The organism is Actinoplanes sp. NPDC023801 (assembly GCF_040639655.1).
Taxonomy (GTDB): Bacteria; Actinomycetota; Actinomycetes; order Mycobacteriales; family Micromonosporaceae; genus Actinoplanes.
Map to the genome: position 1 here is coordinate 71790 of NZ_JBFAAI010000035.1, position 21370 is coordinate 93159.

A 21370-nucleotide genomic window follows, 5' to 3' on the forward strand; every position below is an offset into this window, starting at 1 on the left:
CCACTCCACGGTCCGATGTGGACCTCGCCGGATCGTCCCCCGTCCACCCGATCGAGAGCCCCCGTCCACCCGGTGGAGCCGTTCCGGCTGATCCATCGGGCAATCTTGAGCGATGACGCCGACCGATCGCTACCGAGCCGCCGCCCGCGCGGTCCGCGGTGCCGAGTTCGGGCGGGAGGCCATCGACGTCGCCCGTCCCCGCAGTGTGCTGGGCCTCGTGCGGGACCGCGGACCGCTGCCGATCATGCTGCGGGTGGCGGACGCCGAGGGCCGGCTCGTCTGGCGGGGCCCGGACAGTTTCGTGCTGCTGGAACGGCCGCTGGCCCTCCGGCCGCCGGACATCGCCCGTGGGGGCGCCGGGCTGCGGGTTCTGCGGGTGATCGACCGGCACTGGGCGCCGCTGGTCTGGGGCACTCCCCCGGCACTGCTGTTGCTGATCTCCGCGATCGTCGCGCTGGCCGTCCCGCGGCCGCCGATCGGCAGCGTCCTGCTTCCGCTGACGGCCATGATCTGGGTGGCGATCTTCCTGATCGGACAGTTCGTGCAGTCGTCGCAGTGGATGCGCCGCACCTTCGGGAGGCGTCCGGCGGGGCCGGACGAACTGGCCGCCGAGTCGTATCCGGGCTGGAACTGGTCGATACGGTTGTGCCACCACACCGCCCCGGCGCCGGGCGAGGAACTGCTGCGGGCGGCGACGGAACGACTCGGTGAGCTGGTCCGCCGGGATGCCGCGCGGGTGCTGGAGGACTCGGGTGCCGAGGCGGACCGCCTCCGCGTCCGTGAAGTGCTCGTGGTGCTGCTGAACGGTGTGACCACGGAACCGATGCGGGCCGTCGCGCGGGAGCGGCTGGACATGCCGTTCGGTCCCGAGTCCCGGGTGGCATTGAAAAGGCCTTCCGATGTCGTACGAGGTGTGCGCCAGCCGGTCCAGGAGGGCGGCGGGTTCCTCTTCGTGTGGGCCGGCGGGGTGACGGCCCTGCTGGCGGTACTGGCTTATTTCGTCACGGTCTGGGAACGTGACGGCGGCCGGTCGATCGCCTATCTCGACGCCCTGGCCTGGCTGGCGTGGCGCCTGTGGCTCCAGGACGGAACCGGTCCCGCACCCGCCGGCTGGCAGGCGGCGGTGATCGGCTGGCTGGTGAGCGTTCTCGGCATCACGACCGTCGGTGTGGTGATCACCGCCATGCGACTGGCCGTCAGACGGGGCCGCACCGTAGTCACGGCCTTCGAGGAATGGAGCAGACCACCGATGGGTTCGCGGCTGCTTCTCATCACTGTCACCGATGCCGAGCGCCGGGCCGTCTTCGAGGCGCTGGACCGCACCCCGGAGCGCAGCTACCTGGAGAAGCTGGTCGTCTTCGACTTCGGCCTGTTCGGCGGCACCCGGGTCGGCCTGGTCCAGAGTGCCCGTCCGGGAGCCGGCGCACCGGGCGGCGCCCAGTCCACCACCGCCGACGCCGTACGGCTGTGGCGGCCCGACATGGTGGTGATGGCGGGCATATGTTGTGGTCTGCGCGACGACTGGACACCCCCGCACCGGCTGGCCGAGGTGGTGGTGGCGACCTCCGTCCACGACCTCGACCACCGCCTCCGGTCCGACGACCGCACCGAGAACCTCGGCGACCGAGCCAGCACCTCCACCCTGCTGATCAACCGCCTCCGCGCCGCGTCGGTCGACTTCGAGGCCACCCAGGTGCACTTCGGCCCGGTCCTGTCGTCCCATGCGCTGCTTGATTCCCGGTCCCACCGTGACGAACTGAAACGCGAGCACAGCCGGGCCCTGGCCTACGAGATGGAGGCCCACGGCCTGTACGCCGCATGCGCCGACGCCGGAGTCCCCTGGATCATGGTGAAGGCCATCTCCGACTGGGGCGTGGACCGCAAGCTCCATTACGAGCCGGCCGCCGCCGCCCGCAACGCCGCCACCTTCGTCCGGCACTCCCTCGACAACGGCGCCTTCCGCAAAGAATGACCATGCCGGCGGCGGACGTCGCGGGTACCGGCATCCGGCGGGCCCGGCGAAGCGACGTGGTCCAGACGGTTCTTCGACTACCTGTGAAGCACGCCGGTCAGCCGGTGCCGTGGAGTCTGCGGGCGTCGGCCGCCGCGAGCCCGGCACGTATCGCCTCGCGGGCTCCGGGCTCCCACGGCCCGGAGGCGGCCAGGGGGATCTCGGTCATGAACCGCCGCCCGGATTCGGGGATCCTCGCGACGACCAGGTCAGGGTCCGAAGCCGCGGTCGCGTACAGGTTCGGGCCGTCGGCGTAGAACAGGTCGGCGACGACGAGCCGGCCGTCTGCGGCGCGCATGACGTTGGCCGGGTTGTGGTCCAGCGGGCCGCACCAGGGCAGTTCCCGCCGGGCCTGCTCGTGGACCCGGCGTACGACGTCGGCGAGCTCGGCGACCTGCGGTGCCCGCCCGGCGACCGCCCGGTGAAAGGCGACCGCCTCCTCGCGGGCGACGGGCCGCAGCCATTCCATCAGCTGAAGGTCGCCGCCTCCGGTCAGCCGGGCGTGGGCCAGCAGTGCGGGAACCTGCCGGGTGTGCGCGGCCTGCCGGTACAGGGCGGCGGTGTAGGGGCCGGTCGGATCGAACGGGCTGATCCGCGCCGCCGTCGTACCGTCCGGTGAACGCAGCGCGATCGCCCAGTCACCGGCGCCGCACGGTGTCCATCCGGCCGCGAGAAGGGTGCGTTCGACGAGCCGGTGGTCGACGTCGTGGAAGGAAGCGGACACGGAATCGGACACGGTCTCAGGATCTCAGCAGCGCCGCCGGTTCAACAGCGCCGCAGTCAGGGCCCGGGTCAGGTGCGGGTCCGAGAGGGCATCGGTGCTGTCGACGAACTGGTCGATTCCGCCGGCCAGGGGCAATCCGGCCACCTCCGGGTCGCTGATCCGGGCCCGCAGCGCGGCCGCGAAGCGCCCGGCCTCGATGACCGGGAACGGCCGGTCGAAGTAGGGGCGCCGGGTCGCCTCGACCGGGTCCGCGAGGGCGAGCCGGTTCTGCCAGGAGGCGGCGGCCTCGTAGGCGGTGCACAGCGCGTCCTGCCGCCGTCGCGGGTCGCCGGTCGCCACGGCGTCGCGCAGCGCGGCGGCGATCCGGTCCACCTCCGGCAGGCTTGCGAAAGAGCTTCCCAACCATTTGCTGTACGGGGGAAAACGGCGCGCCAGGAGCAGGCACAACCGCATCACCTCGCGGGCGAGGCGGGCCGCGACCGTCCGGCTGCCCAGCTCGTCACCGGCCTCGGCAGCCCGGCCGGGGAACGCCTCCTCCTCACCGATCCGCGTCCACTGGGCGGCCAGCAGGTGCCGCCACACGTCGTCCGGATACCACCGCAGTCGTGCCCGGAGGGCGGTCAGCTCGCCGGGACCGTCGTGGAACACCTCGCCGCCGACCGTCTCGGCCAGCCGTTGCGTGGGTGTGGCCAGCCAGTCCAGGAGGTCCGGCTCTCGGCGGGCGTCGAAGCCGAGCTGCTGCACCGACCAGGTCGCCACGTCCGTGACGAGAACCCGGTGGGCGACCGGGCCGGTGGTCGCGGTCATCACCCGTACGCGGGCGCCGGGGGGTTCGAAGTTGGTGGGCCAGCCGTGCACGTCCTTGGGCAGGCGCTCGGTGAGCAGCGCAGCGATGCCCGGACCGTGCCGCTCGGCGTCTCCGGACGACAGGAACAGTTCGAGCCGCGGCCCCCAGTCGTGATCGACCGACCGTGCGGTGTCGAAGCCGAGCACCTCCGAACCGGGGCCGATCCGGGCGGCGGCGTATGCCAGACCCGGGTAGGCCTCGTCCAGCAGCGGGCGGACCGCCTCGGCGTAGAAGAACCGGCACAACCGCAGACCGGGCATGAAGGGCGCGAACATGCCGTCACGCTAACGGCCGCCCGCACGGTGACCCGAGCCGCCCGTTCGGATGGCGACGCGGTCATGCCGGAAGTGATCGGCAGAGTCTACTCCACGCGGCCGGGAGAATGGTGACGACGTTGCCGGAGAAAAAACCGGAAAGCGGGCGGCGGCAATGGCACCGGGGTGCCAAGCGTACGAGCAATTGCCGTTGCAGCGGCCATCCGGTGAGGTCCGTCAGGAAATGACGGCGAATGGGAGCCTGACCCGCGCAGCGCTGCGGGCGCGACAGAGTGTTCCTCCGTCGCGCCCGCGAATGCGCCGCCGATCAGTGGGTGCGCGGGTCGACGTCGTTGCTGCGGCTGCCGGCCTTGGCCAGACCACGGCTGACCATGTATCCGATGGTCAGCAGCGTGACGTACCACCAGGCCTTGTCCGCGGCGAAGTAGTCGGCGCCATTATTGGCCGCTCCGTCACCGACGGTGTAGGAAGCGATCAGTACACCGATCACCGCGAGCACGTAGACGACCAGTTCAGTGGTCTTGAAGGAGGGCTTGGTCTCTTCTCCCCGGATACGCGCGCTCTTCACGGTGGCGTTGTCGTCGCGGGTGTGGGTGCCGATAGCCATGATGTTCTCCTCAGGGGGGTCCTATTCAAGCCGTCAGGTGGCGGCAGGAGGCGGATACCCGAATCCCGAGGCGCTAATCCAAAAACTCACAGCTCTCTTCCAGGTGTTTATAAGAATATACTTCTAATGGGTGACGAAAAACATTCGTCATGGGGGGTGCACGGCCAGGCCCGAGGGGTAGATGGAAACCATGCGCATCGGAAACACGCAAGTACGGTTCCTCGGCGGGTCAGCCGGCTGCCTCGGCATGATCGTGGTGTCGATCCTGCTGTCGATCGGCCTGACCGTGCTGCTCAACCTGGTCCTACGGTGAGAGGCGACCCGCGAGCCGGCGCGGAGCCCTCTGAAGGCTGAGCCGCCACCGATTTCGACAACGCGGGGCGTCGATGCGCGTTGGAAAGGCCGGGGCGGCCGTAGGCTCGGAGCCGTCACCGACGACCTCGCCCGCGTGGAGATGCCGATGAGCGTTCTGAAGGCCCTGTTGTCCGGACTCAGCGGTGGCACGATCGAGGTCGTCGACCTCACCGCACCGCTGTCCGCGAGCACGCCGATCCTGCAGCTGCCGCCGCCGTTCGCGAACACCATCCCGTTCGGGCTCGAGGAGATCAGCCGCTACGACGACCGCGGTCCGGCCTGGTACTGGAACGACATCCACACCGGCGAGCACACCGGAACACATTTCGACGCGCCGATCCACTGGGTGACCGGCCGCGACGGTGACGACGTCTCGCAGGTCCCGCCGCGCCGGCTGATCGCCCCGGCAGTCGTCATCGACGTCGCCGACCGGGCCGCGAAGGACCCGGACTTCCTGCTCGAGGTCGAGCACGTGCGCGAGTGGGAGTCCACGCACGGGCCGCTGCCGGACGGCGGGTGGCTGCTGTTGCGTACCGGCTGGGATGCCCGTTCCGGTGACCAGGAGGCGTTCCTGAACGCGAACGAGACCGGCCCGCACACCCCCGGCGTGTCGGTGGAGGCGGCGAAGTGGCTGGCCGAGGAGTCGCCGCTGATCGGGCTCGGGGTGGAGACGGTCGGCACCGACGCGGGCGCCGCCCACTCGTTCGACCCGCCGTTCCCCTGCCATTCGTATCTGCTGGGCGCGAACAAGTACGGCCTCACCCAGCTGCGCAACCTGGACCGGCTGCCCCCGACCGGGTCGGTGGTGATCGCGCCGCCGCTGCCGATCGTCGGCGGTTCCGGCAGCCCGGTGCGGGTCCTGGCCCTGATCGAGAAGTGAGCGACCGCACGGTTGCCGACCTGGTCGGCGAGACGCTCGCAAAACTCGGCGCCGACCTGGTGTTCGGGGTCGTGGGCAGCGGAAACTTCCACGTCACGAACGCTCTGGTCGCGCACGGCGCCCGATTCGTGGCAACCCGGCACGAGGGCGGTGCGGCCACCGCGGCCGACGCGTACGCGCGGGTCAGCGGCCGTCCCGGGCTGGTCACCGTGCATCAGGGCTGCGGGCTGACGAACGCGATGACCGGCATCGCGGAAGCGGCGAAGAGTCGTACCCCGATGATCGTTCTCGCCGCGGAGCCGGCCGCGACCGCATCGACCTCGAACTTCCGGGTCGATCAGGACGCGCTGGCCCGCGCGGTCGGCGCGGTCCCCGACCGGGTGCACAGCGCGGCGAGCGCGGTCGCCGACACCGCGCGGGCCTGGCGCACCGCGGTCCGCCGGCGGCGCACCGTGGTGCTGAACCTGCCGCTGGACGTGCAGGCCGCAGCCGCCGAACCGGCCGAGCTGCCGCAGGCGCCGGCAGTGCAGCCGCCGCGCGCCTCCGACGACGCGGTGACCGCTCTGGCCCATCTCCTGGGTGGTGCGGAGCGGCCGGTGTTCATCGCCGGGCGGGGTGCGGTCGCCGCCGGCGCCGAACTGGCCGGCCTGGCCGGGGCGTGCGGCGCGCTGCTCGCCACGTCGGCCGCGGCGAAGGGCCTGTTCGCCGGCGACGACTGGAACCTGGACGTGTCCGGCGGCTTCGCCACGCCACTTGCCGCCGAGCTGATCCGGGCGGCTGACGTGGTGGTCGCCTGGGGCGCGTCGCTGAACATGTGGACCAGCCGGCACGGTTCGCTGATCGGCCCGGACACCGTCGTGGTGCAGGTGGACCTGGACGAAGCCGCCTTCGGCACCCACCACCGCATCGACCTCGGCGTGTGCGGTGACGCCGGGCCGACGGCGGTCGCGGTGGCTGCCGCGCTCACCGGCCGGCGGGTGGCATACCGCACCGATGACGTACGGGAGAAGCTGCGCACCGGATCGCGATGGCGGGATGTGCCGTTCGACGACGACGGCGACGACACCCACATCGACCCGCGGACGCTGGCGATCACCCTCGACGACCTGCTGCCCGCCGAGCGGGTGGTGTCCGTCGACTCGGGCAACTTCATGGGCTATCCGTCGATGTTCATGTCCGTACCTGATCACCGCGGTTTCTGTTTCACGCAGGCGTTCCAGTCGATCGGACTGGGTCTGGCCACCGCCCTCGGCGCGGCCCTGGCCAGCCCCGGCCGGCTGCCGGTCGCGGCGTGCGGCGACGGCGGGTTCCTGATGGGAGTCGCCGAACTCGACACGATCCGCCGGCTCGGCATCGGCATGCTGGTCGTGATCTGGAACGACGAGGCGTACGGCGCCGAGGTGCACCACTTCGGGCCGGCCGGGCACCCGATCTCCACGGTGGTCTTTCCGGAGACCGACCTGGCCGCGATCGCCCGCGGCCACGGCTGCGCGGCCGTCACCGTCCGTGGCCCGGCCGACCTGGAGCCGGTCCGGGACTGGCTGGCCGGTCCACGCGACGTCCCGATGGTCGTCGACGCGAAGGTCGCGGCCGACCGTCCGTCCTGGTGGCTGGAGGACGCCTTCCGCGGCCACTGACGCGCCCGTCGCAACCCGCGCTGCCCCGGCTTGCGTGGCGATCCGAGGCCCGTCACGGCCCGCGAATCACCACGCAGCCCGCACACCGGCCGCGCGGCGACCTGTCACCCACCGGCAAGCCGCAGGTCACCACACGGGTGGCTCTCAGCCACTTCACAGTGGCGATCGTCGATGGTGGGCGCCGGAGGTGGAGCGATGCGGGTATTGATCGCGGCGGTGGGCAGCCGGGGTGACGTGGCGCCGTTCACCGGGCTGGGGGTGCGGCTCCAGGCCGAGGGGCATCAGGTCACGATCGCCACACACGGGCTGTTCGAGTCCTACGTGACCGGCTGCGGCCTGGGCTTCCACCGGCTGCCGGTGGACACGCGGGAGGAGCTGGCCGTCCGGGTCGAGGCCGACGGCGGTCGCAGCCCCGCCCGGATGACGCTGGCCGTGAACCGGGCTCTGGCCGCGCACGCCGGTGCGACCGCCGAGGCTCTGACGGTGGCGGCCCGCGACACCGACGTGCTGCTGCTGACCCCGTTGAGCTGGATCGGCGGGCACGTCGCGGAGGGACTCGGGCTGCCCAGTGTCGGTGTCTACCTGCAGCCGATGACGCCGACGGCTGAGTTTCCGCCGGCCACGGTCACCACCCGTACGCTCGGAGGCTGGGGGAACCGGACCGCCGCCGCCGCGCTGCGTGCCGCCGGGATGCGGCCCAGCCGGCGGGTGGTCGACGAGCTGCGGGCCGGGTTCGGCCTGGCCCCGGTGGCGCCGGGCGCCTGGCTGAGCGGGCTGGAGCGGTCCCGCTGGCCGATCCGGTACGGCTTCAGCCCGCTCGTGGTGCCACCGCCGGTGGACTGGCCGGACTTCCACCGTCCCGTCGGCTACTGGTGGCCGGCCCCGGAACCGGACTTCGAGCCGGAACCCGAGCTGGCTGACTTCCTGGCCGCCGGCCCTCCCCCGGTCTACGTGGGCTTCGGCAGTCTGCCCGCCACCGATCGGGTGGCTCTGTCCGCGACGGTCGCCACGGCGGTCCGGGCCGCCGGGCTGCGGGCGGTCGCGCACGGTGGCTGGGGCGGCCTGACGGTCGCCGGTGACGACATGCTCGCCGTCGGCGACGTACCGCACGAGTGGCTGTTCCCGAGGATGGCGGCGGTCGTGCACCACGCCGGGGCCGGCACGACGGCGGCCGGACTGCGGGCCGGGGTGCCGTGCGTGCCGGTGCCGTTCATGGTGGACCAGCCGTTCTGGGCGGACCGGCTGCACCGCCTGGGCGTGACGCCGGGTCCGATCCCCCTCCGGCAGTTGACGGCCGGCCGGCTCGCGCACGCCATCACGGCGGCCGTGCGCACCCCCGTTCATCGGCAGCGGGCGGTCCGGGTCGCCGGGCGACTGGCCGGGGAGGACGGCGCCGCGGCCGTGTCCCAGACCCTGCGCGAGCTCTGAGATCTGGATGCCGACGATGCGCCGCTGTGTCACCGGGTTCGCGTGAGCTCTGACATCCGGCTCCAGGCGATGCGCCGTCGTCACGCAACGGCGTCACGTACTCGAGGGCGTAGGCGACGTCGTGGATCGGCGGATGCGGCCAGGCGTAGTCCCAGTCGAGGATGCCGACCGGCCGGTTGCCGTGCCAGACCAGGTTCCACGGCCCGAAATCGCCGTGACAGACCAGGTCACCGGGCTGGCACACGCCGTCGTGCGCGGCCCCGCCGATACGGGTCGTCCTGGAGGACCTCGTCACTCACCGGTACACCGCACCACACGAACCGGCCGGTGCGGAAGGATGGGGTGATGTCCGCAGAGGTGTCCCGCACGCGCGGTGCCGGCCGCCCGCCACGCCTGTCCCTGGAGGCGATCATCGCCGCGGCGGAGCGGATCCTGGCCGACGACGGGCCGGAGAGGCTGTCGATGCGGCGGCTGGCCGGCGCGCTGGACAGCACGCCGATGGCTCTGTACCACCACGTCCGGGACAAGGACGATCTTCTGGTACGGGTGATGGAGTCCCAGGCCCGGGCGATGCCCCGCCCGGAGTTCCCGGACGACCCGCGAGCCCGGCTGCTCGCCGCGTCGACGCTGCTCTACGAGCTGCTGGCGGAACGCCCGTGGATCGTCGAGGTGCTGACCGGCGACGACCTGATCGGCCCGTCCGCCCTGTGGATCGTCGAGGTGATGGTGGACGCCGCCGTGCGGTGCGGGCTCACCGGTGAAGAGGCGTTCTACGTCTACCGGACGATCTGGTTCTACATCCTCGGCGACCTGATCATCCGGGTGACCGGCTCCCGCCGCCGCGCCCGGACCGGCACCGTCCACCAGGACGCGGTGGTGGCCGATCTGGACGCGGCGGCGCATCCGCGGCTGGCGGCGCTGGCCGGGAGCTGGGCGGAACTCAACGCCCGCGACACCCACCGCCGGGCACTGGCCGCGATGATCGACGGCCTACTGCCGGCCGGCCGCTGACAGGCCCCAGAACGCCGCGTAGCGGCCGCCTTCCCGCAGCAGCCGGTCGTGGGTGCCGTCCTCGGTGATGCGGCCGCCGTCGAGGACGACGACGCGATCCGCGCGCCGGACGGTCCGGATCCGGTGCGCCACCATGAGCACGGTGCGGCCGGCCATCAATCGTTCCAGGCCGTCGTGGACCGCCTCCTCGGCGACCGGGTCGAGCGCCGAGGTCATCTCGTCGAGGAGCACGATCGGGGCGTCCTTGAGCAGCGCGCGGGCGATCGACACCCGCTGGCGCTCGCCGCCGGACAGCCGCGTGCCGCCCTCCCCCACGTTCGCCGACCATCCGCCCGGCAGCCGCCCGACGACCTCGTCCAGTCTCGCGGCGGCGGCCGCGGCGCGTACCGCCTCGGGGGTGGCGTCCGGCCGGCCCAGCCGGACGTTCTCCTCGATCGTGCCGTCGAACAGGTAGACGTCCTGGAAGACGATCGCGATCCGGGACATCAGGTCGGCCGAGCCGAGGTCCCGGACGTCGGCGCCGCCGACGCGGACCGCGCCCGCGTCGACGTCGGCGAACCGGGCGATCAGCCGGAGCAGGGTGGTCTTACCCGCTCCGGAGACGCCGGCCACGGCGATCCGCTGCCCCTGCGGCACGGTCAGCGACAGGCCGTCCAGGACGACTCGTTCGCCGTACCGGAAGGTGACGTCGTCGAACGAGAGGTCGTGACGTCCGGGACGGACCGGGTCGGCGGGTTCGGGCAGCGGCGGGGTGCGCAGCAGACGGTCGAGCCGGTCCAGTTCGCCGCGGGCGGCGCGGAGCTTGCCGCCGATGTCGGACAGTGACAGCAGCGGGTCGGCGGCGCGGGCGGCGAGGACCAGGATCGCCAGCAGTTCCGCGGCACCGATGCCGCCCGCGAGGGCTCCGGCCTGGCCGCCGGCACTGGTCCCGGCACCGCCGATCGCCAGATAGGCGCCGAGAGCCAGGATCGTGGTGAACACGATCTGCACGGTCACGGTCATGCCGACCGCACCGGGCAGCACCGACAGCGTCCGCCGCCGCGAGGCACGTTCGACGTCCCGCAGCGCGTCGTCGAGCGGGGCGTACCGTTCGTGGCCGCCCGCCCGCAGCACCGGCTGGGCCTGCAGGTACTCCATGACCCGGGCGGCGGCCTCGTCGCTGCGCCCGGCGTGCGCGGCGTCGGCGGCGGCATCCGAACGCGCCGTCACGATCCGCACGAGGACCACCACCGGGGCTGCCGCCAGCGCGGCGAGCCCGAGCCGCCAGTCGAACAGGGTGATCACCACGACGATGGTCAGCGGCGTCACGCAGGCGGCGACGAACGGTGCCATCAGGTGGGCGGCTATTCCCATCGCGGCGAGCAGACCACGGCCGGCCAGTCCGGAGACCTCGCCGATCCGGGCGCCGGTGAACCAGCCGATCGGCAGCCGGGCGAGGTGCCGGCCCAGGCGGTGGTACATGCCGCGCAGCATCGTCGTGCCGACCCGCATGCCGGACAGGTCGCTGCGGTAGCGCAGCAGCCCGTAACCGGCGACCGCGACGGCGAACGCGGCGAGCCACGGCCGGGCGTCCGCCGGGGTGCCGCCGAACAGGGCCCGCAACAACGGCACGAGCAGGGCGTAGAGCAGGCCCTCCAGCACGGCGGTGGCGGTCATCAGGGCCACGGTCCGGCGCATCGGTACGGCGTACTCGTGCCCGAGCACCCGCAGCAGCATCCTGATCATCCGACGATCACTCCGTCCTTCAGTGTCACGACGGTGTCGGCCGCCGCGACCGTCTCCGGCCGGTGGGCGATCACCAGGATCGTGCGGTCACGCAGGCCCGTCAGCGTGTCGCGGACCGCGCGTTCGGTCCAGGGGTCGGCGAAGGCGGTGACCTCGTCCAGAACCAGCACCGGGGTGTCCGCGGCCAGCGCCCGGGCCAGCGCGATCCGCTGTGCCTCACCGCCGGACAGATCCGCCTCCTCACCGAGGACGGTGTCGTAACCACGTGGCAGCTCGGCGATGCGGTTGTGGATGTGGGCGGCCTTCGCCGCACGGATCACCGCGGCGCGGTCGGCTCCCGGCGCCGCGAGACCGATGTTGCCGGCCACCGAGGTACGCAGCAGGCGAACGTCCTGGAACACGAAGGACACCCGGCGGTGCAGCCGGCGGCCGATGTCGCGCAAATCGGTGCCGTCGCGCAGGCCGGTGCCGCCGAGCAGGATCGCCCCGCCGGTCGGGTCGAAGAACCGTGGCAGGAGCCGGACCAGGGTGGACTTTCCGGCGCCGGACGGGCCGACGAGGGCGGTGACGGTTCCGGGTTCGAGGGTGAGGTCGATGCCGCGCAGCACCTCGGGCCCGTCGTCGTAGGCGAACCGTACGGCGCGGAACTGGACACGCTCGCCGCGCCGGGTGCTCGGGTTGCCGCCCGTCCGGCGTGCGGCGGGCTCGGTGCCAGTAACCGGCTCGGCGGGTTCCGGCAGCGGCTCGACGGCCAGGACCTCCCGGATCCGCCCGACCGCGCGCCCGGCGGCCTGGATGTCGTCGAAACCGTGCCCGAGAGCCGCGACCGGAGCGGTCAGGCCCAGGCCGAGCAGCAGGAACGGCAGCAGGTCGGCGGGCCCAAGTTCGCCCGCACCGATCAGAACGGTGCCGCCGGTCAGGACAGCGAGCAGGACGAACGGCGGCGACAGCGCGAGTTGCATGCCGGCGGCGACCGCGGACACTCCGCGTACCCAGGTGGTGAAGATGTCGACGAACTCGTCGGCGGCGGCCCGGAACCGATGATGCGCCCGGTCGGCCCCACCGAACGCCTTGACCACGGCGATACCGCGGACGTACTCGACGACGGCGTCGGCGATCCGGCCCAGCGCCGCGTCGTTCTCCCGCTGCTCACGGGTGCGGGCCGGTGTCATCAGCAGCGGAACGAGGGCCAGGGCCAGGATGACGGGGATCAGGGTGATCAGCGTGAGCCGCCAGTCGATGCGGACCAGGTAGAGGAACGAGACCAGCGGGATGACGAACGCGGCGGTCAGCTCGCCGGGCGCGTGGGCGATGAACGGATGCACGGCGGCGACGTCCTCGCCGACGACCTTGGCCAGTTCGCCGGTGCGGCGGCGGGACAACCATCCGAGGGGCACGCGGCCGAGTGCCGCCGCCAGCTCACGCCGCAGCGACAGTTGCACCCGGCCGTCGAGCAGGTGCCCGAGGCCGGCCGATGCCGCCGTGAGCGCCAGCCGGACCAGGAGCCCGGCGGCGCCGAGGATCACGACGAGCCGTACGTGATCCGCGGCGACCGGGCCGCGCGCCAGGAGCACACGACCCAGCTCGGCCACCGCCAGCAGCGGGGCGAGCCCCGCGACGGAACCGATCACATGCAGGACAGCCACCAGCGCGAACCTGCCGGCGTGCGGTCTCACCAGTTGCCCGGCACTCACGCTCATCGCTCCCCCAGTCCTATTTTCGTACGCGTACGTTAATAGGCTAGGCGCTGAAGACGGACCGGGCCACCCCGCTCCTGCGGAATGGCCCGGAACTCCCGTGCGGAAAGGCATCGATCACTGCCCACCGATGCGTCAGGTGGCGAACGCCTTCACCTCCAGCAGGCCGACGGAGGCGGCGCCACTGGTGAGGGCCATCCGCAGCCGGGTGGTGCTGACCTGGCCGAACGTGACCTGGTTGTACTGGTTGGCGGCGACCGGGTAGGCGCCGGCCGACGGCACGTCGACGTAGGCGGTGCAGTTCCAGTACTGCAGCTTCCACGACGCGGGCAGGTCGATGCCCTGGCCGTCGTCGAAGAAGTACACCTGTGCGGATCGCAGATTCTGCGCCGTCGGCCAGGTCAGCTCCGCCCACTGCTCGCCCTGTTCGGGCCAGGTTCCCCAGCGCGGGTTGACGGTGTCGTTCGACGACGGCGGGTCGATGCCGTCGTTGATCGCCGCCACGGACTCCCACGACGAGGTGTACGACGCGGTCGCGGTCGCCGAGGTCGCCAGGTTCGGGCCGGGGTCCGGCGGTACGGTGCCCTGCCCGTACAGCTTCAGCTCGGTCAGTCCGGTCTTGGGGGTGCCGGACGGCTGCGTGAACTGGATCCGGAGCCGGGCCGTGCTGACCGGTGTGAAGGTGACCTTGTTGAAGTTGGCCTGCGGTGTGCCCGGCGACTTGACCTGGGAGGCCGCGTTCACCCAGGCGGTGCCGTTCCAGTACTGGACGTTGTAGGCGGCCGGTGGCCGGTACCGGTTGCCGGCCCGGTCGTTGCGGAAGTAGATCCAGGCCTCGTCGACCGTACGCGCGGAGCCGAGGCTGACCTCGTACCAGTCGGTCGCGCTGGTGCTGCCGAAGCTGCCCCAGAGCGGCGCGTTGGTGGGCAGCCCGTCGATGGCGGCGGCCGCCGACGTGCCGGAGGTGGTGTAGGACGCCGACGCCGTGCCGCCCGCGGCCAGGTTGGGCCTGGTGGAGGTGAGGTCGACGCCCGCCTTGCGAAAGATGTCGACGACCCGTGCGCTGTTCTGCACCACATTCTGCGGCGCCTGCAGCGACGGGAACGCGGTACTGGCCGCGACCGTCCCGGTGGTGGTGACGGCACCGGTCGCCGGGTTGTAGGTGAACGGCACGAGCTGGTTGACGGTCGACACCCGGGTCCCGTTCAGGAAGATCGAGTAACCCTGCGGGACACCCGGATACCTGGTCACGCCGTCCGCCGGGTCGTCCCAGACGACCGACAGGTTGGCGTTGCGGTACCGCAGGTTGTTGACCGCGAAGTGGCTCCAGCCGATGTTGATCGGTGACAGCTCGATCTGGGTGTCGTTGCGCGGACGCAGGCCGGCGACGTCCTCGATGACGGTCCAGTTGCTGCTGCCGAGGATGTTGTGGTGGATCCAGGAGCGGTAGTTGATGGCGCTGCCGTTCCAGTCGGCCCAGAACTCGTTGGCGTCCGGCCAGGCCGTGTTGCCGCCGACGTACTGCGCCCAGGCGTTCCAGTAGAGCAGCTTCTTGTAGTCCTCGGCGTTCATCCACTGGTTGGGGTAGTTGCGCAGCACCTGTGAGTACAGCCGGAACTGCACCGTCGAGTTGATCGTGGAGAAGTTGTTGCTGCCCGGGTTCCCGGCGGCCGCCGCGGCGGCCTTGTCGACCTGGTTCGCGGTGTAGAACGGGAAGATCGGATACTGGCCGGCGTCGGCGAACAGCCGCAGCGCCTCCCGGTACTGGGCGGTGTTCGGCATCAGCCCGACCGAGTACGGGTAGTAGTTGTTGATCTCCTTCCAGGGCACGTGCGTGTTCGTCGAGACGTGCTTGTGCTCCAGCAGCTGCCGCGACGGGTTCCACAGCGTGGTGACGACACCGTTGCGGATCCGGTCGGCGAGCGTCTGCATCTCGTTCGCCTTGGCGGTGTTGCCCAGCAGCCGGTAGGCGTCGCGGGCGGCGTTGGCGGCACTCCACACGTAGGCGGTCTCGGCGCGGTCCAGGTTGCCGGCCCGCCAGTGGAACGAGACGGCGTCGGCGTCGTTGCCGGTCATCGCGCCCCAGTCGTACTCGATGACGCCGTTGTTGTTGGTGTCGTAGGTGGCGAGCTGACCCTTGACGTCCCCCTCGGCGTAACGGGCGAAGTTGTTCAGCATGGCCGGCTGTCCACCGTGGATCTGGTAGGCCCGCCAGGCCGCCTCGGCGATGTACTGGGTGTACGAGTTCGACCAGTTCTCCGGGTCGCCCGGGTTGTCCATGAACCGGCCGTTCGCCGAGTACTGCCCGACCGCCAGGTACGGGCCGTAGGAGTACTCCGCGCCGCGCAGGTACTTCAGGTCGTCGATGTGCATCGGCTGGGTCAGCGCGATCGCGTTGTTGTAACCGGTGACGCCCTCGATCGACTGCGGGAACTGGAAGTCCTGGCCGGGGATGTCGGCGTCGAGGTGGTTGAAGCGCATCAGCCACCAGCGGTAGTAGATGTTCTTCTTGATCGCCGCGTCCGGCACGTCGATGTACGGGACGTTCTCGGCCCACCAGCGGTTGTAGTCGCGGACATGGGTGGCGAACGCGTCGGCGGCGGTCCGCGCCCGGTAGGCGTCGTACTCGGTGCGCGACGCCGGAATCTCGTTGGCGACCAGGCCGAGCTGCACCTTGACCGTGACGGTCTGGCCGGCGGCGACCGTTACTGATCGGCTGAGCGCCCCGTTGGCGGCGGTGAAACCGTCGCCGGAGAACCGCGGGTACAGGGTGGTCAGGTTGTTCTTGACCGCCCGCGTGCCGGTGAGCTCGCTGCCGCTGACGGTGGTCGCGTACGGCGAGGTGGCGTTCAGTGTCAGCGTCGTCGAGGCGGTACCGGTGTTGACCACGGCGACGTTGGTGACCAGCACGTTGTTGTTCGTGATGAACTTCGTGACGTCGAGCCGGACCGACCCGCCGGTGTGCACGCTGCGCCAGTGGCTCGGCGTCTGGCGGCGCTGTGCCGCCTGCTCGGTGAAGGTGCCCGACGAGGCGGTGATCGCATAGGCGTTCTGGCTGGAGATGTTGTCCCAGTAAGCCGCGTTGCCGCCGAAACCGATCACCGACGGGTTGTGCGTGAACATGAACGCGGCCCGGCCGCGTGTCATCAGCCAGGTGCCGGCCGGGTCGTTGCCGGTCCGGGCGAGCAGCCGGTCCATCCAGAAGTCGGTGCCGCCCGCCTCGGCGTCGTAGATGGCCCGCATGGTGTCACCGGTCGTGTAGCCGACCGGCGGCGCCGGGATCGACCCGGTGTTGCTGAACGTGGGATAACCGATCGGCTGGGCGGCCTGCGCCGGCTGCTGTGCCACGGTCAGCGAGGCCAAGATCAAGAGCGCACTCATCGGGTACGCCCGGAGCCGCGCCCATCCAGGCCGCCGGCCGTCGGTTCGCTGTCGCATCGGCCCGCTCATGACTGCAACGCCTTCCACTCGAGCACGCCGGTGGACAGGCCGCTGCGTGACGTGATCTGCAACCGGAGCCGGGTCGTGCTGATCGCCGTGCTGAACGTGTTGACGTTCTCGACATCGCCGGCGACGCCACATGTCGACTGCAGTGGAACGGGTACATACTGGCTGCCGTTCCAGTACTGCAGCTGACAGGACGCGGGTACGTCGATGCCCTGGTTGTCGTCGAACCAGTAGACCGAGCTCTTGTTGATCGACTTCGCGGCCGGCCACTGGTACTCGACCCACTGCACGCCCTGCTGCGGCCAGTTGCCGTAGGCGAGGTTCGACCGATCCTGCGAGTTGGCCGGCGTCCCGCCGTTGTTGATCGCGGCGAGGCTCTCCCACGACGAGACGTACGACGTGGACGCGGTCGCGGACGGCCCGAGGTTCGTTCCGCTGCCGCCTCCGCCGCCACCGGGGTTCGCGGGCGGTCCGGTGGTCGTCTGCACGACCGGCCGGATCGTGCCGTCAGCGTTGAAGTCCAGCCGGTCGACCGCCACCGACCTGCGGAAGTTGCCGCCGCCCGGCGCGTTCGCGTTGTGGTAGACGATGTACCACTGGCCGTTGAACTCGACGATCCCGGCGTGGTTGGTGGTCGACGACACCTGCCCGAGCACGACACCCCGGTGCGTCCACGGCCCGAGCGGGTTCGTCGCGGTCGCGTACCGCTGGCAGGCGTAGCTCGTGTTGGTGACACAGCCGGCGGTGTCGTTCGCGGCGTACATCATGTAGTAGAGGCCGTTGCGTTTGAACATCCACGGCGCCTCCCAGAAGTTGGTCAGGCCGGTGGGTGTGACGACCGGCCCGACCGTGTCGATCATGTTGCCGGCCAGGCGCACGGCGCGCGGCCCCCAGTACCCGCCCCAGTACAGGTAGGCCTGCCCGTCGTCGTCGACGAAGACGGTCGGGTCGATGTTGAGGCCGGACGACTTGGGGGTGCTGTCGCTGATCAGCGGCCCGCCCTTGGCGTCGGTGAACGGCCCGAGCGGGCTGTCCCCGACCGCGACGCCGATGTTCATCCAGCCGGGACCGTTGCCGTTGACCGACGTGTACCAGTAGTACCTGCCGTTGCGCGGTTCGACCTCACTGGCCCACGCGTCGGCACCGGCCCATGGGAAGGTGCCGATGTTCGCCTTCGCGCCGTGGTGGGTCCAGTTGGCCGCGTCGGTGGACGACAGCACGTGCCATTCGCGCATCTGGAAATTGGTGCCGCCGGAAGGTGCCTCGTCGCGGCCGGCGTAGATGTACATGGTGTTGCCGACGACGAGGGGGGCCGGGTCGGCGGTGTAGATGTTCGTGATGATCGGGTTGGCGGCCTGTGCCGGGGTGGCGACGGCTGTCGCCGCGACTGCGGTGACCAGCGCGCACACTGCGGCCGGCCATCTTCTTCTGGACATCGGACTTCCTTTCACGGCCCGTGGGGATCACTGCCCGGTGGAGAACAGTTGGGCGACCTCTGCCGCCGTCAGCGCCCGGCTGTGGATCCGGAAGCTGTCGACGGCCGCGGTCAGGTATGGATCGGAGCCGTACTGGGAGCGGCCGATCCAGTTCTGGGTGGTGGACGGCAGCGACGACGGGCGTACCGTCAGCGCGGTGTTGCGGGCGGTCTCCGCGCCGTTGACGTAGAGGACCCCGAGGTTGCCGGTGTGGGTGACGGCCACGTGGGTCCATGCGCCGGTCGGCAGCGGGAGCGGCGCGTTGATGCGCTGCTCGGTGCCGGAGCCGCCGCTGGCGATCGCGTACCGGGCGGTGCCGGAACTGCTGCGCGGGGTGAGGAACAGGTACGCCCCGGTGCCGGTGCCGAAGTCGAACACCCGGGTCCACGTGGCGGCCGCGTCGATGCGTACCCAGGTGGCGATCGTGAACGCGGTGACCCCGCTGAGGATGCCGGCGGGCAGGCTGACGTACCCGTTGCTGCCGTTGAGCAGCACCGCGTTGCCGCTGCGCCCGGCCGTGCGGGTGACACCGCCGGCCAGCGTCGCCGTCCAGCCGTTGCCGGTGGCGTCGGCCGCGGTGGTGCCGGACGACTCGTCGAACGGGTAGCGGGCCTCACGCGGCGTGGTGCCCGTGACGTTCCAGTACACCGAGTACCGCTGGCCGTGCGTCTTGTAGAACGGTCGCAGCAGCACCGAGCCGGCGGTGTACTCGAGCGGCGTGCCGGTCGGCTGCGGTGTCGCGGCCAGTGTCGGCAGGGCGGTCAGGTTGCTGGTGCCGAACTGCCCGGCCAGCACGATGGGGCCGTGCTTGACGGCGCGTACCGACGGGTTGTCCGGTGCCGGTTCCAGGGTCAGCGCCATCGGCAGGCTGATGTCGACGACGTCGCCGGTGGCCCAGGTGCGGTTGACGGAGAGGTACGACCCGGGCGTGGCCGTGCCGGTGACGGTGCCGTTGACCCGCACCTGGGCGCCCCCGGCCCACGACGGGATGCGGATCCGCAGGTCGATGGCACCGGATCCGGCGGTGACGGTGAGCCGCGAGGAGGGGCTCTCCGGATACGAGGTGTCCTGCCGGATGGTGAGGCCACGACCCGGCCACGTCAGCGTCGATGCGATGTAGAGATTGACGTACAGCGTGTTGCCGTTGAAGAAGTAGATGCTGTCACCGAACTTGGTGTTCGTCTCCATGCCGGTGCCGTGACAGCAGGTGAAGTTGTCGTAGTCGTTGCTGTACGTCTTGATCCCGCCGGCCCGCAACGGCACGTAATAGCAGTGATGACCGTGCGCCGAGCTGGGGTTCTGCGCGCCGAGCAGGTGGTTGTAGAGCCCCTTCTCGTAGAAGTCCATCAGCTCCGCGCCGCGGGCCGGGTCGGTGAAGAACAGCTGCCGGGTCAGCTTGAGCATGTTGTACGTGTTGCAGCACTCGCACGTCGTGTCCGACAGCTCGCTCGCGATCCGGTTCGGTGCCTGGAAGTACTCGCCGTTGGAATTGCCGCCGATGGCGTAGGAGTGCTGCCGGACCACGAAGTTCCAGAAGTTGACGGCGATGTCGCGGTAGCGGGTGTCGCCGGTGGCGTGGAAGCCGCGGATGGCGGCTATCGCCTTCGGGATCTGGGTGTTCGCGTGGAAGCCGGCCAGCGCGTCCACGTTCGCCGCGAGCGGGTCGAGCACCTGCGCGTGGTCGAAGTACTGGGCGGTGAACAGGTGCACCGGATCTTCGGTGAGCTGGTACAGGTTGAACAGCGTCTCGCCGATGCCGCCGAACTCGACGCGCAGCATCTGCTGCCGCTGTGCGTGGGTGAGCCGGCTGTTGCGGGCCTGCACCCAGGCGGCCTTGCGCGAAAGCACCGTGAGGGCCTGCGCGCTGCCGGTGTGCAGGTGCCAGTCGAGCAGCCCCTGCACGATCTTGTGCAGCGTGTAGTACGGCGCCCACACCTGCTGCCCGGTCTCGACCCGGTCGATGAACGACTCGGGATAGGCCGACAGGAACCCGTTGGGCCGCTGACAGAGGGCGAGCTGGGCCACCAGGTAGTCGCCCTTGGCCTGGTAGGTGCTGTCGCCGGTGCTCGCGTAGGCCTGGGCGAGCCCGCTGAGTACGTGGCCGATGGAGTGACCGCGCAGCTCGGTGGCGGGTGACTCCCAGCCGCCGCACGGGGTCGCCGTGGACGGCAGGCCGTTGGTCACCCGGAACATGTGCAGGAGCCGGTCGGCGTCGAGGAAACGAAGGTAGGTCCGGGTACGGCCGGCGTTGTCGAGGAACGGGCCGGCGCTGACACGGACGGCGGCGAGCGGGAACGCGTAGGCGGAGACACCGAAGTCGGGCCGGGCTGCGCGGGCCGGGCCGGACGGCAGCAGGACGCCCGCGGCACCGGCCGCTCCGGCTGCTCCGGCGATCAGGAGAGTACGACGGTTGAAACGCATGAGGACACCTCTGCAATCGAGATCTTTCGATGCGTAAGGGGGAGGCGAGCACCCGGAAGACGCAGCGTGTGGCACCCCTGGACAGCCCCGGTCCGCCCGCGGTTCGCCTGCGGCACACGCTGCCTTACGAAAACGTTTTCGGCAAGATGTTGCCGATGTTACGAATAGATTGCCGTGATGACGGCCTCTTAGAGGAAATTTAAGATCCTCTATGTCGTACGCGCTGGGCGGGCCTCTACTGTGGATTGCCAGGAACGCCCGTTCTCCCCCACGAGGAGCGCCAATTGTCTTCCCCCCACGCGGCCCGTATCGCCTGGCCACTGTTCCGCATCGTCGTCGGCCTGCTGTTCGCCTGCCACGGTCTCGCCGGCCTGTTCGGCCTGCTCGGCGGCAGCCGCGGCACCGGCGAGCCGATCCCCGTCGGCGTCTGGCCGAACTGGTACGCCGCCCTCATCCAGCTCACCTGCGGACTGCTCGTCCTGATCGGACTGGCCACCCGCCCGGCCGCGATCCTGGCCTCCGGCTCGATGGCGTACGCCTACTTCGTGGTGCACCAGCCCGACGGCCTCATGCCGATCGAGAACGGTGGCGTCACCTCGGCCCTGTACGCCTGGTCGTTCCTGCTGATCGGCATCGTCGGCGCCGGATCCTGGTCACTGGACTCCCTGATCAGCGGCCGCCGGACCACCTCCCCGGCGGTCACCACCGAGCCCGCGAAGCAACCGGCCTGAAGATCCGGCTGTGCGGCACCGCTGTCTCAAGTGGCTTGAGCCGATACGACCGGCTCTCCCGGCTGACTACCTGATCCCCGCGACTGCTTCAGATCTATCG

At 70.8% G+C, this 21370-nt stretch carries 16 protein-coding genes; 7 read left to right on the forward strand and 9 right to left on the reverse strand.

The annotated features are described in order from the left end of the window. The first annotated feature begins 112 nt into the window (after window positions 1-112). Window positions 113-1972, forward strand: coding sequence for a hypothetical protein (locus AB0G04_RS38610; protein ID WP_360993785.1), 1860 nt, complete (start codon window positions 113-115; stop codon window positions 1970-1972). A gap of 97 nt (window positions 1973-2069) precedes the next feature. Here the strand turns inward: AB0G04_RS38610 and AB0G04_RS38615 are convergent, their stop codons facing one another. The 3 genes from AB0G04_RS38615 to AB0G04_RS38625 form a co-directional block, all read right to left on the reverse strand. Then, window positions 2070-2747, reverse strand: coding sequence for a hypothetical protein (locus AB0G04_RS38615; RefSeq protein ID WP_360993788.1), 678 nt, complete (start codon window positions 2745-2747; stop codon window positions 2070-2072). A gap of 12 nt (window positions 2748-2759) precedes the next feature. Further along, window positions 2760-3857 (reverse strand): DUF4037 domain-containing protein, encoded by a 1098-nt coding sequence (locus tag AB0G04_RS38620; RefSeq protein ID WP_360993790.1) that lies wholly within the window; start codon window positions 3855-3857, stop codon window positions 2760-2762. A 307-nt stretch (window positions 3858-4164) separates the two neighbouring features. Continuing rightward, window positions 4165-4464: a hypothetical protein gene (locus AB0G04_RS38625; protein WP_360993793.1), complete on the reverse strand. Its 300-nt coding sequence runs from the start codon at window positions 4462-4464 to the stop codon at window positions 4165-4167. Between the two features lie 190 nt (window positions 4465-4654). On the opposite strand from AB0G04_RS38625, the gene AB0G04_RS38630 reads away from it, so the two are divergent. The 4 genes from AB0G04_RS38630 to AB0G04_RS38645 all read left to right on the forward strand — a co-directional run bounded on the left by AB0G04_RS38630 (window position 4655) and on the right by AB0G04_RS38645 (window position 8763). Next, the gene (locus AB0G04_RS38630) at window positions 4655-4777 is read left to right on the forward strand and encodes a hypothetical protein (RefSeq protein ID WP_360993796.1); all 123 of its coding nucleotides are present in this window, start codon (window positions 4655-4657) and stop codon (window positions 4775-4777) included. Window positions 4778-4924: 147 nt separating this feature from the next. Next, the gene (locus AB0G04_RS38635) at window positions 4925-5698 is read left to right on the forward strand and encodes a cyclase family protein (protein ID WP_360993799.1); all 774 of its coding nucleotides are present in this window, start codon (window positions 4925-4927) and stop codon (window positions 5696-5698) included. Then, window positions 5695-7335 carry a thiamine pyrophosphate-binding protein gene (locus AB0G04_RS38640; protein ID WP_360993802.1) on the forward strand — a complete coding sequence of 547 codons (1641 nt, stop codon included), beginning with the start codon at window positions 5695-5697 and terminating at the stop codon, window positions 7333-7335. The genes AB0G04_RS38635 and AB0G04_RS38640 overlap by 4 nt, the downstream gene beginning before the upstream one ends. Window positions 7336-7530: 195 nt before the next feature. After that, a complete protein-coding gene (locus AB0G04_RS38645) occupies window positions 7531-8763 on the forward strand; it encodes a glycosyltransferase (RefSeq protein ID WP_360993805.1) in 1233 nt (410 codons plus the stop codon). Here AB0G04_RS38645 and AB0G04_RS38650 read toward each other — a convergent pair. Next, window positions 8651-9058 carry a phosphotransferase gene (locus tag AB0G04_RS38650; RefSeq protein WP_360993808.1) on the reverse strand — a complete coding sequence of 136 codons (408 nt, stop codon included), beginning with the start codon at window positions 9056-9058 and terminating at the stop codon, window positions 8651-8653. The genes AB0G04_RS38645 and AB0G04_RS38650 overlap by 113 nt on opposite strands. Before the next feature lie 50 nt (window positions 9059-9108). Here AB0G04_RS38650 and AB0G04_RS38655 point away from each other — a divergent pair, with 50 nt between their 5' ends. Beyond that, window positions 9109-9774, forward strand: a complete 666-nt coding sequence (locus AB0G04_RS38655; RefSeq protein ID WP_360993811.1) for a helix-turn-helix domain-containing protein — start codon at window positions 9109-9111, stop codon at window positions 9772-9774. On the opposite strand, the gene AB0G04_RS38660 is transcribed toward AB0G04_RS38655, so the two are convergent. The 5 genes from AB0G04_RS38660 to AB0G04_RS38680 all read right to left on the reverse strand — a co-directional run bounded on the left by AB0G04_RS38660 (window position 9754) and on the right by AB0G04_RS38680 (window position 20539). Next, window positions 9754-11499 carry an ABC transporter ATP-binding protein gene (locus tag AB0G04_RS38660; RefSeq protein WP_360993813.1) on the reverse strand — a complete coding sequence of 582 codons (1746 nt, stop codon included), beginning with the start codon at window positions 11497-11499 and terminating at the stop codon, window positions 9754-9756. The two genes, AB0G04_RS38655 and AB0G04_RS38660, sit on opposite strands and share 21 nt — an antisense overlap. Then, on the reverse strand, window positions 11496-13145 hold the full coding sequence (locus AB0G04_RS38665) for an ABC transporter ATP-binding protein (RefSeq protein WP_360993816.1): 1650 nt from the start codon (window positions 13143-13145) through the stop codon (window positions 11496-11498). The genes AB0G04_RS38660 and AB0G04_RS38665 overlap by 4 nt, the downstream gene beginning before the upstream one ends. A gap of 186 nt (window positions 13146-13331) precedes the next feature. Next, a complete protein-coding gene (locus AB0G04_RS38670; RefSeq protein WP_360993819.1) occupies window positions 13332-16577 on the reverse strand; it encodes a discoidin domain-containing protein in 3246 nt (1081 codons plus the stop codon). Between the two features lie 65 nt (window positions 16578-16642). Then, window positions 16643-18079, reverse strand: coding sequence for a glycoside hydrolase family 43 protein (locus AB0G04_RS38675; RefSeq protein ID WP_360993821.1), 1437 nt, complete (start codon window positions 18077-18079; stop codon window positions 16643-16645). A 27-nt stretch (window positions 18080-18106) separates the two neighbouring features. Next, on the reverse strand, window positions 18107-20539 hold the full coding sequence (locus tag AB0G04_RS38680; protein ID WP_360993823.1) for a beta-L-arabinofuranosidase domain-containing protein: 2433 nt from the start codon (window positions 20537-20539) through the stop codon (window positions 18107-18109). Window positions 20540-20823: 284 nt separating this feature from the next. On the opposite strand from AB0G04_RS38680, the gene AB0G04_RS38685 reads away from it, so the two are divergent. Continuing rightward, window positions 20824-21270 carry a DoxX family protein gene (locus AB0G04_RS38685; protein ID WP_360993825.1) on the forward strand — a complete coding sequence of 149 codons (447 nt, stop codon included), beginning with the start codon at window positions 20824-20826 and terminating at the stop codon, window positions 21268-21270. The last annotated feature ends 100 nt before the right edge of the window (window positions 21271-21370 follow it).

Bases quoted from the DNA above. Each gene is read 5' to 3' on its own strand.
- AB0G04_RS38630 (WP_360993796.1), top strand. From the start codon at position 4,655: ATGCGCATCGGAAACACGCAAGTACGGTTCCTCGGCGGGTCAGCCGGC.
- AB0G04_RS38675 (WP_360993821.1), bottom strand. From the start codon at position 18,079: ATGTCCAGAAGAAGATGGCCGGCCGCAGTGTGCGCGCTGGTCACCGCA.
- AB0G04_RS38620 (WP_360993790.1), bottom strand. From the start codon at position 3,857: ATGTTCGCGCCCTTCATGCCCGGTCTGCGGTTGTGCCGGTTCTTCTAC.
- AB0G04_RS38655 (WP_360993811.1), top strand. From the start codon at position 9,109: ATGTCCGCAGAGGTGTCCCGCACGCGCGGTGCCGGCCGCCCGCCACGC.
- AB0G04_RS38610 (WP_360993785.1), top strand. From the start codon at position 113: ATGACGCCGACCGATCGCTACCGAGCCGCCGCCCGCGCGGTCCGCGGT.
- AB0G04_RS38625 (WP_360993793.1), bottom strand. From the start codon at position 4,464: ATGGCTATCGGCACCCACACCCGCGACGACAACGCCACCGTGAAGAGC.
- AB0G04_RS38635 (WP_360993799.1), top strand. From the start codon at position 4,925: ATGAGCGTTCTGAAGGCCCTGTTGTCCGGACTCAGCGGTGGCACGATC.
- AB0G04_RS38670 (WP_360993819.1), bottom strand. From the start codon at position 16,577: ATGAGTGCGCTCTTGATCTTGGCCTCGCTGACCGTGGCACAGCAGCCG.
- AB0G04_RS38680 (WP_360993823.1), bottom strand. From the start codon at position 20,539: ATGCGTTTCAACCGTCGTACTCTCCTGATCGCCGGAGCAGCCGGAGCG.
- AB0G04_RS38660 (WP_360993813.1), bottom strand. From the start codon at position 11,499: ATGATCAGGATGCTGCTGCGGGTGCTCGGGCACGAGTACGCCGTACCG.
- AB0G04_RS38645 (WP_360993805.1), top strand. From the start codon at position 7,531: ATGCGGGTATTGATCGCGGCGGTGGGCAGCCGGGGTGACGTGGCGCCG.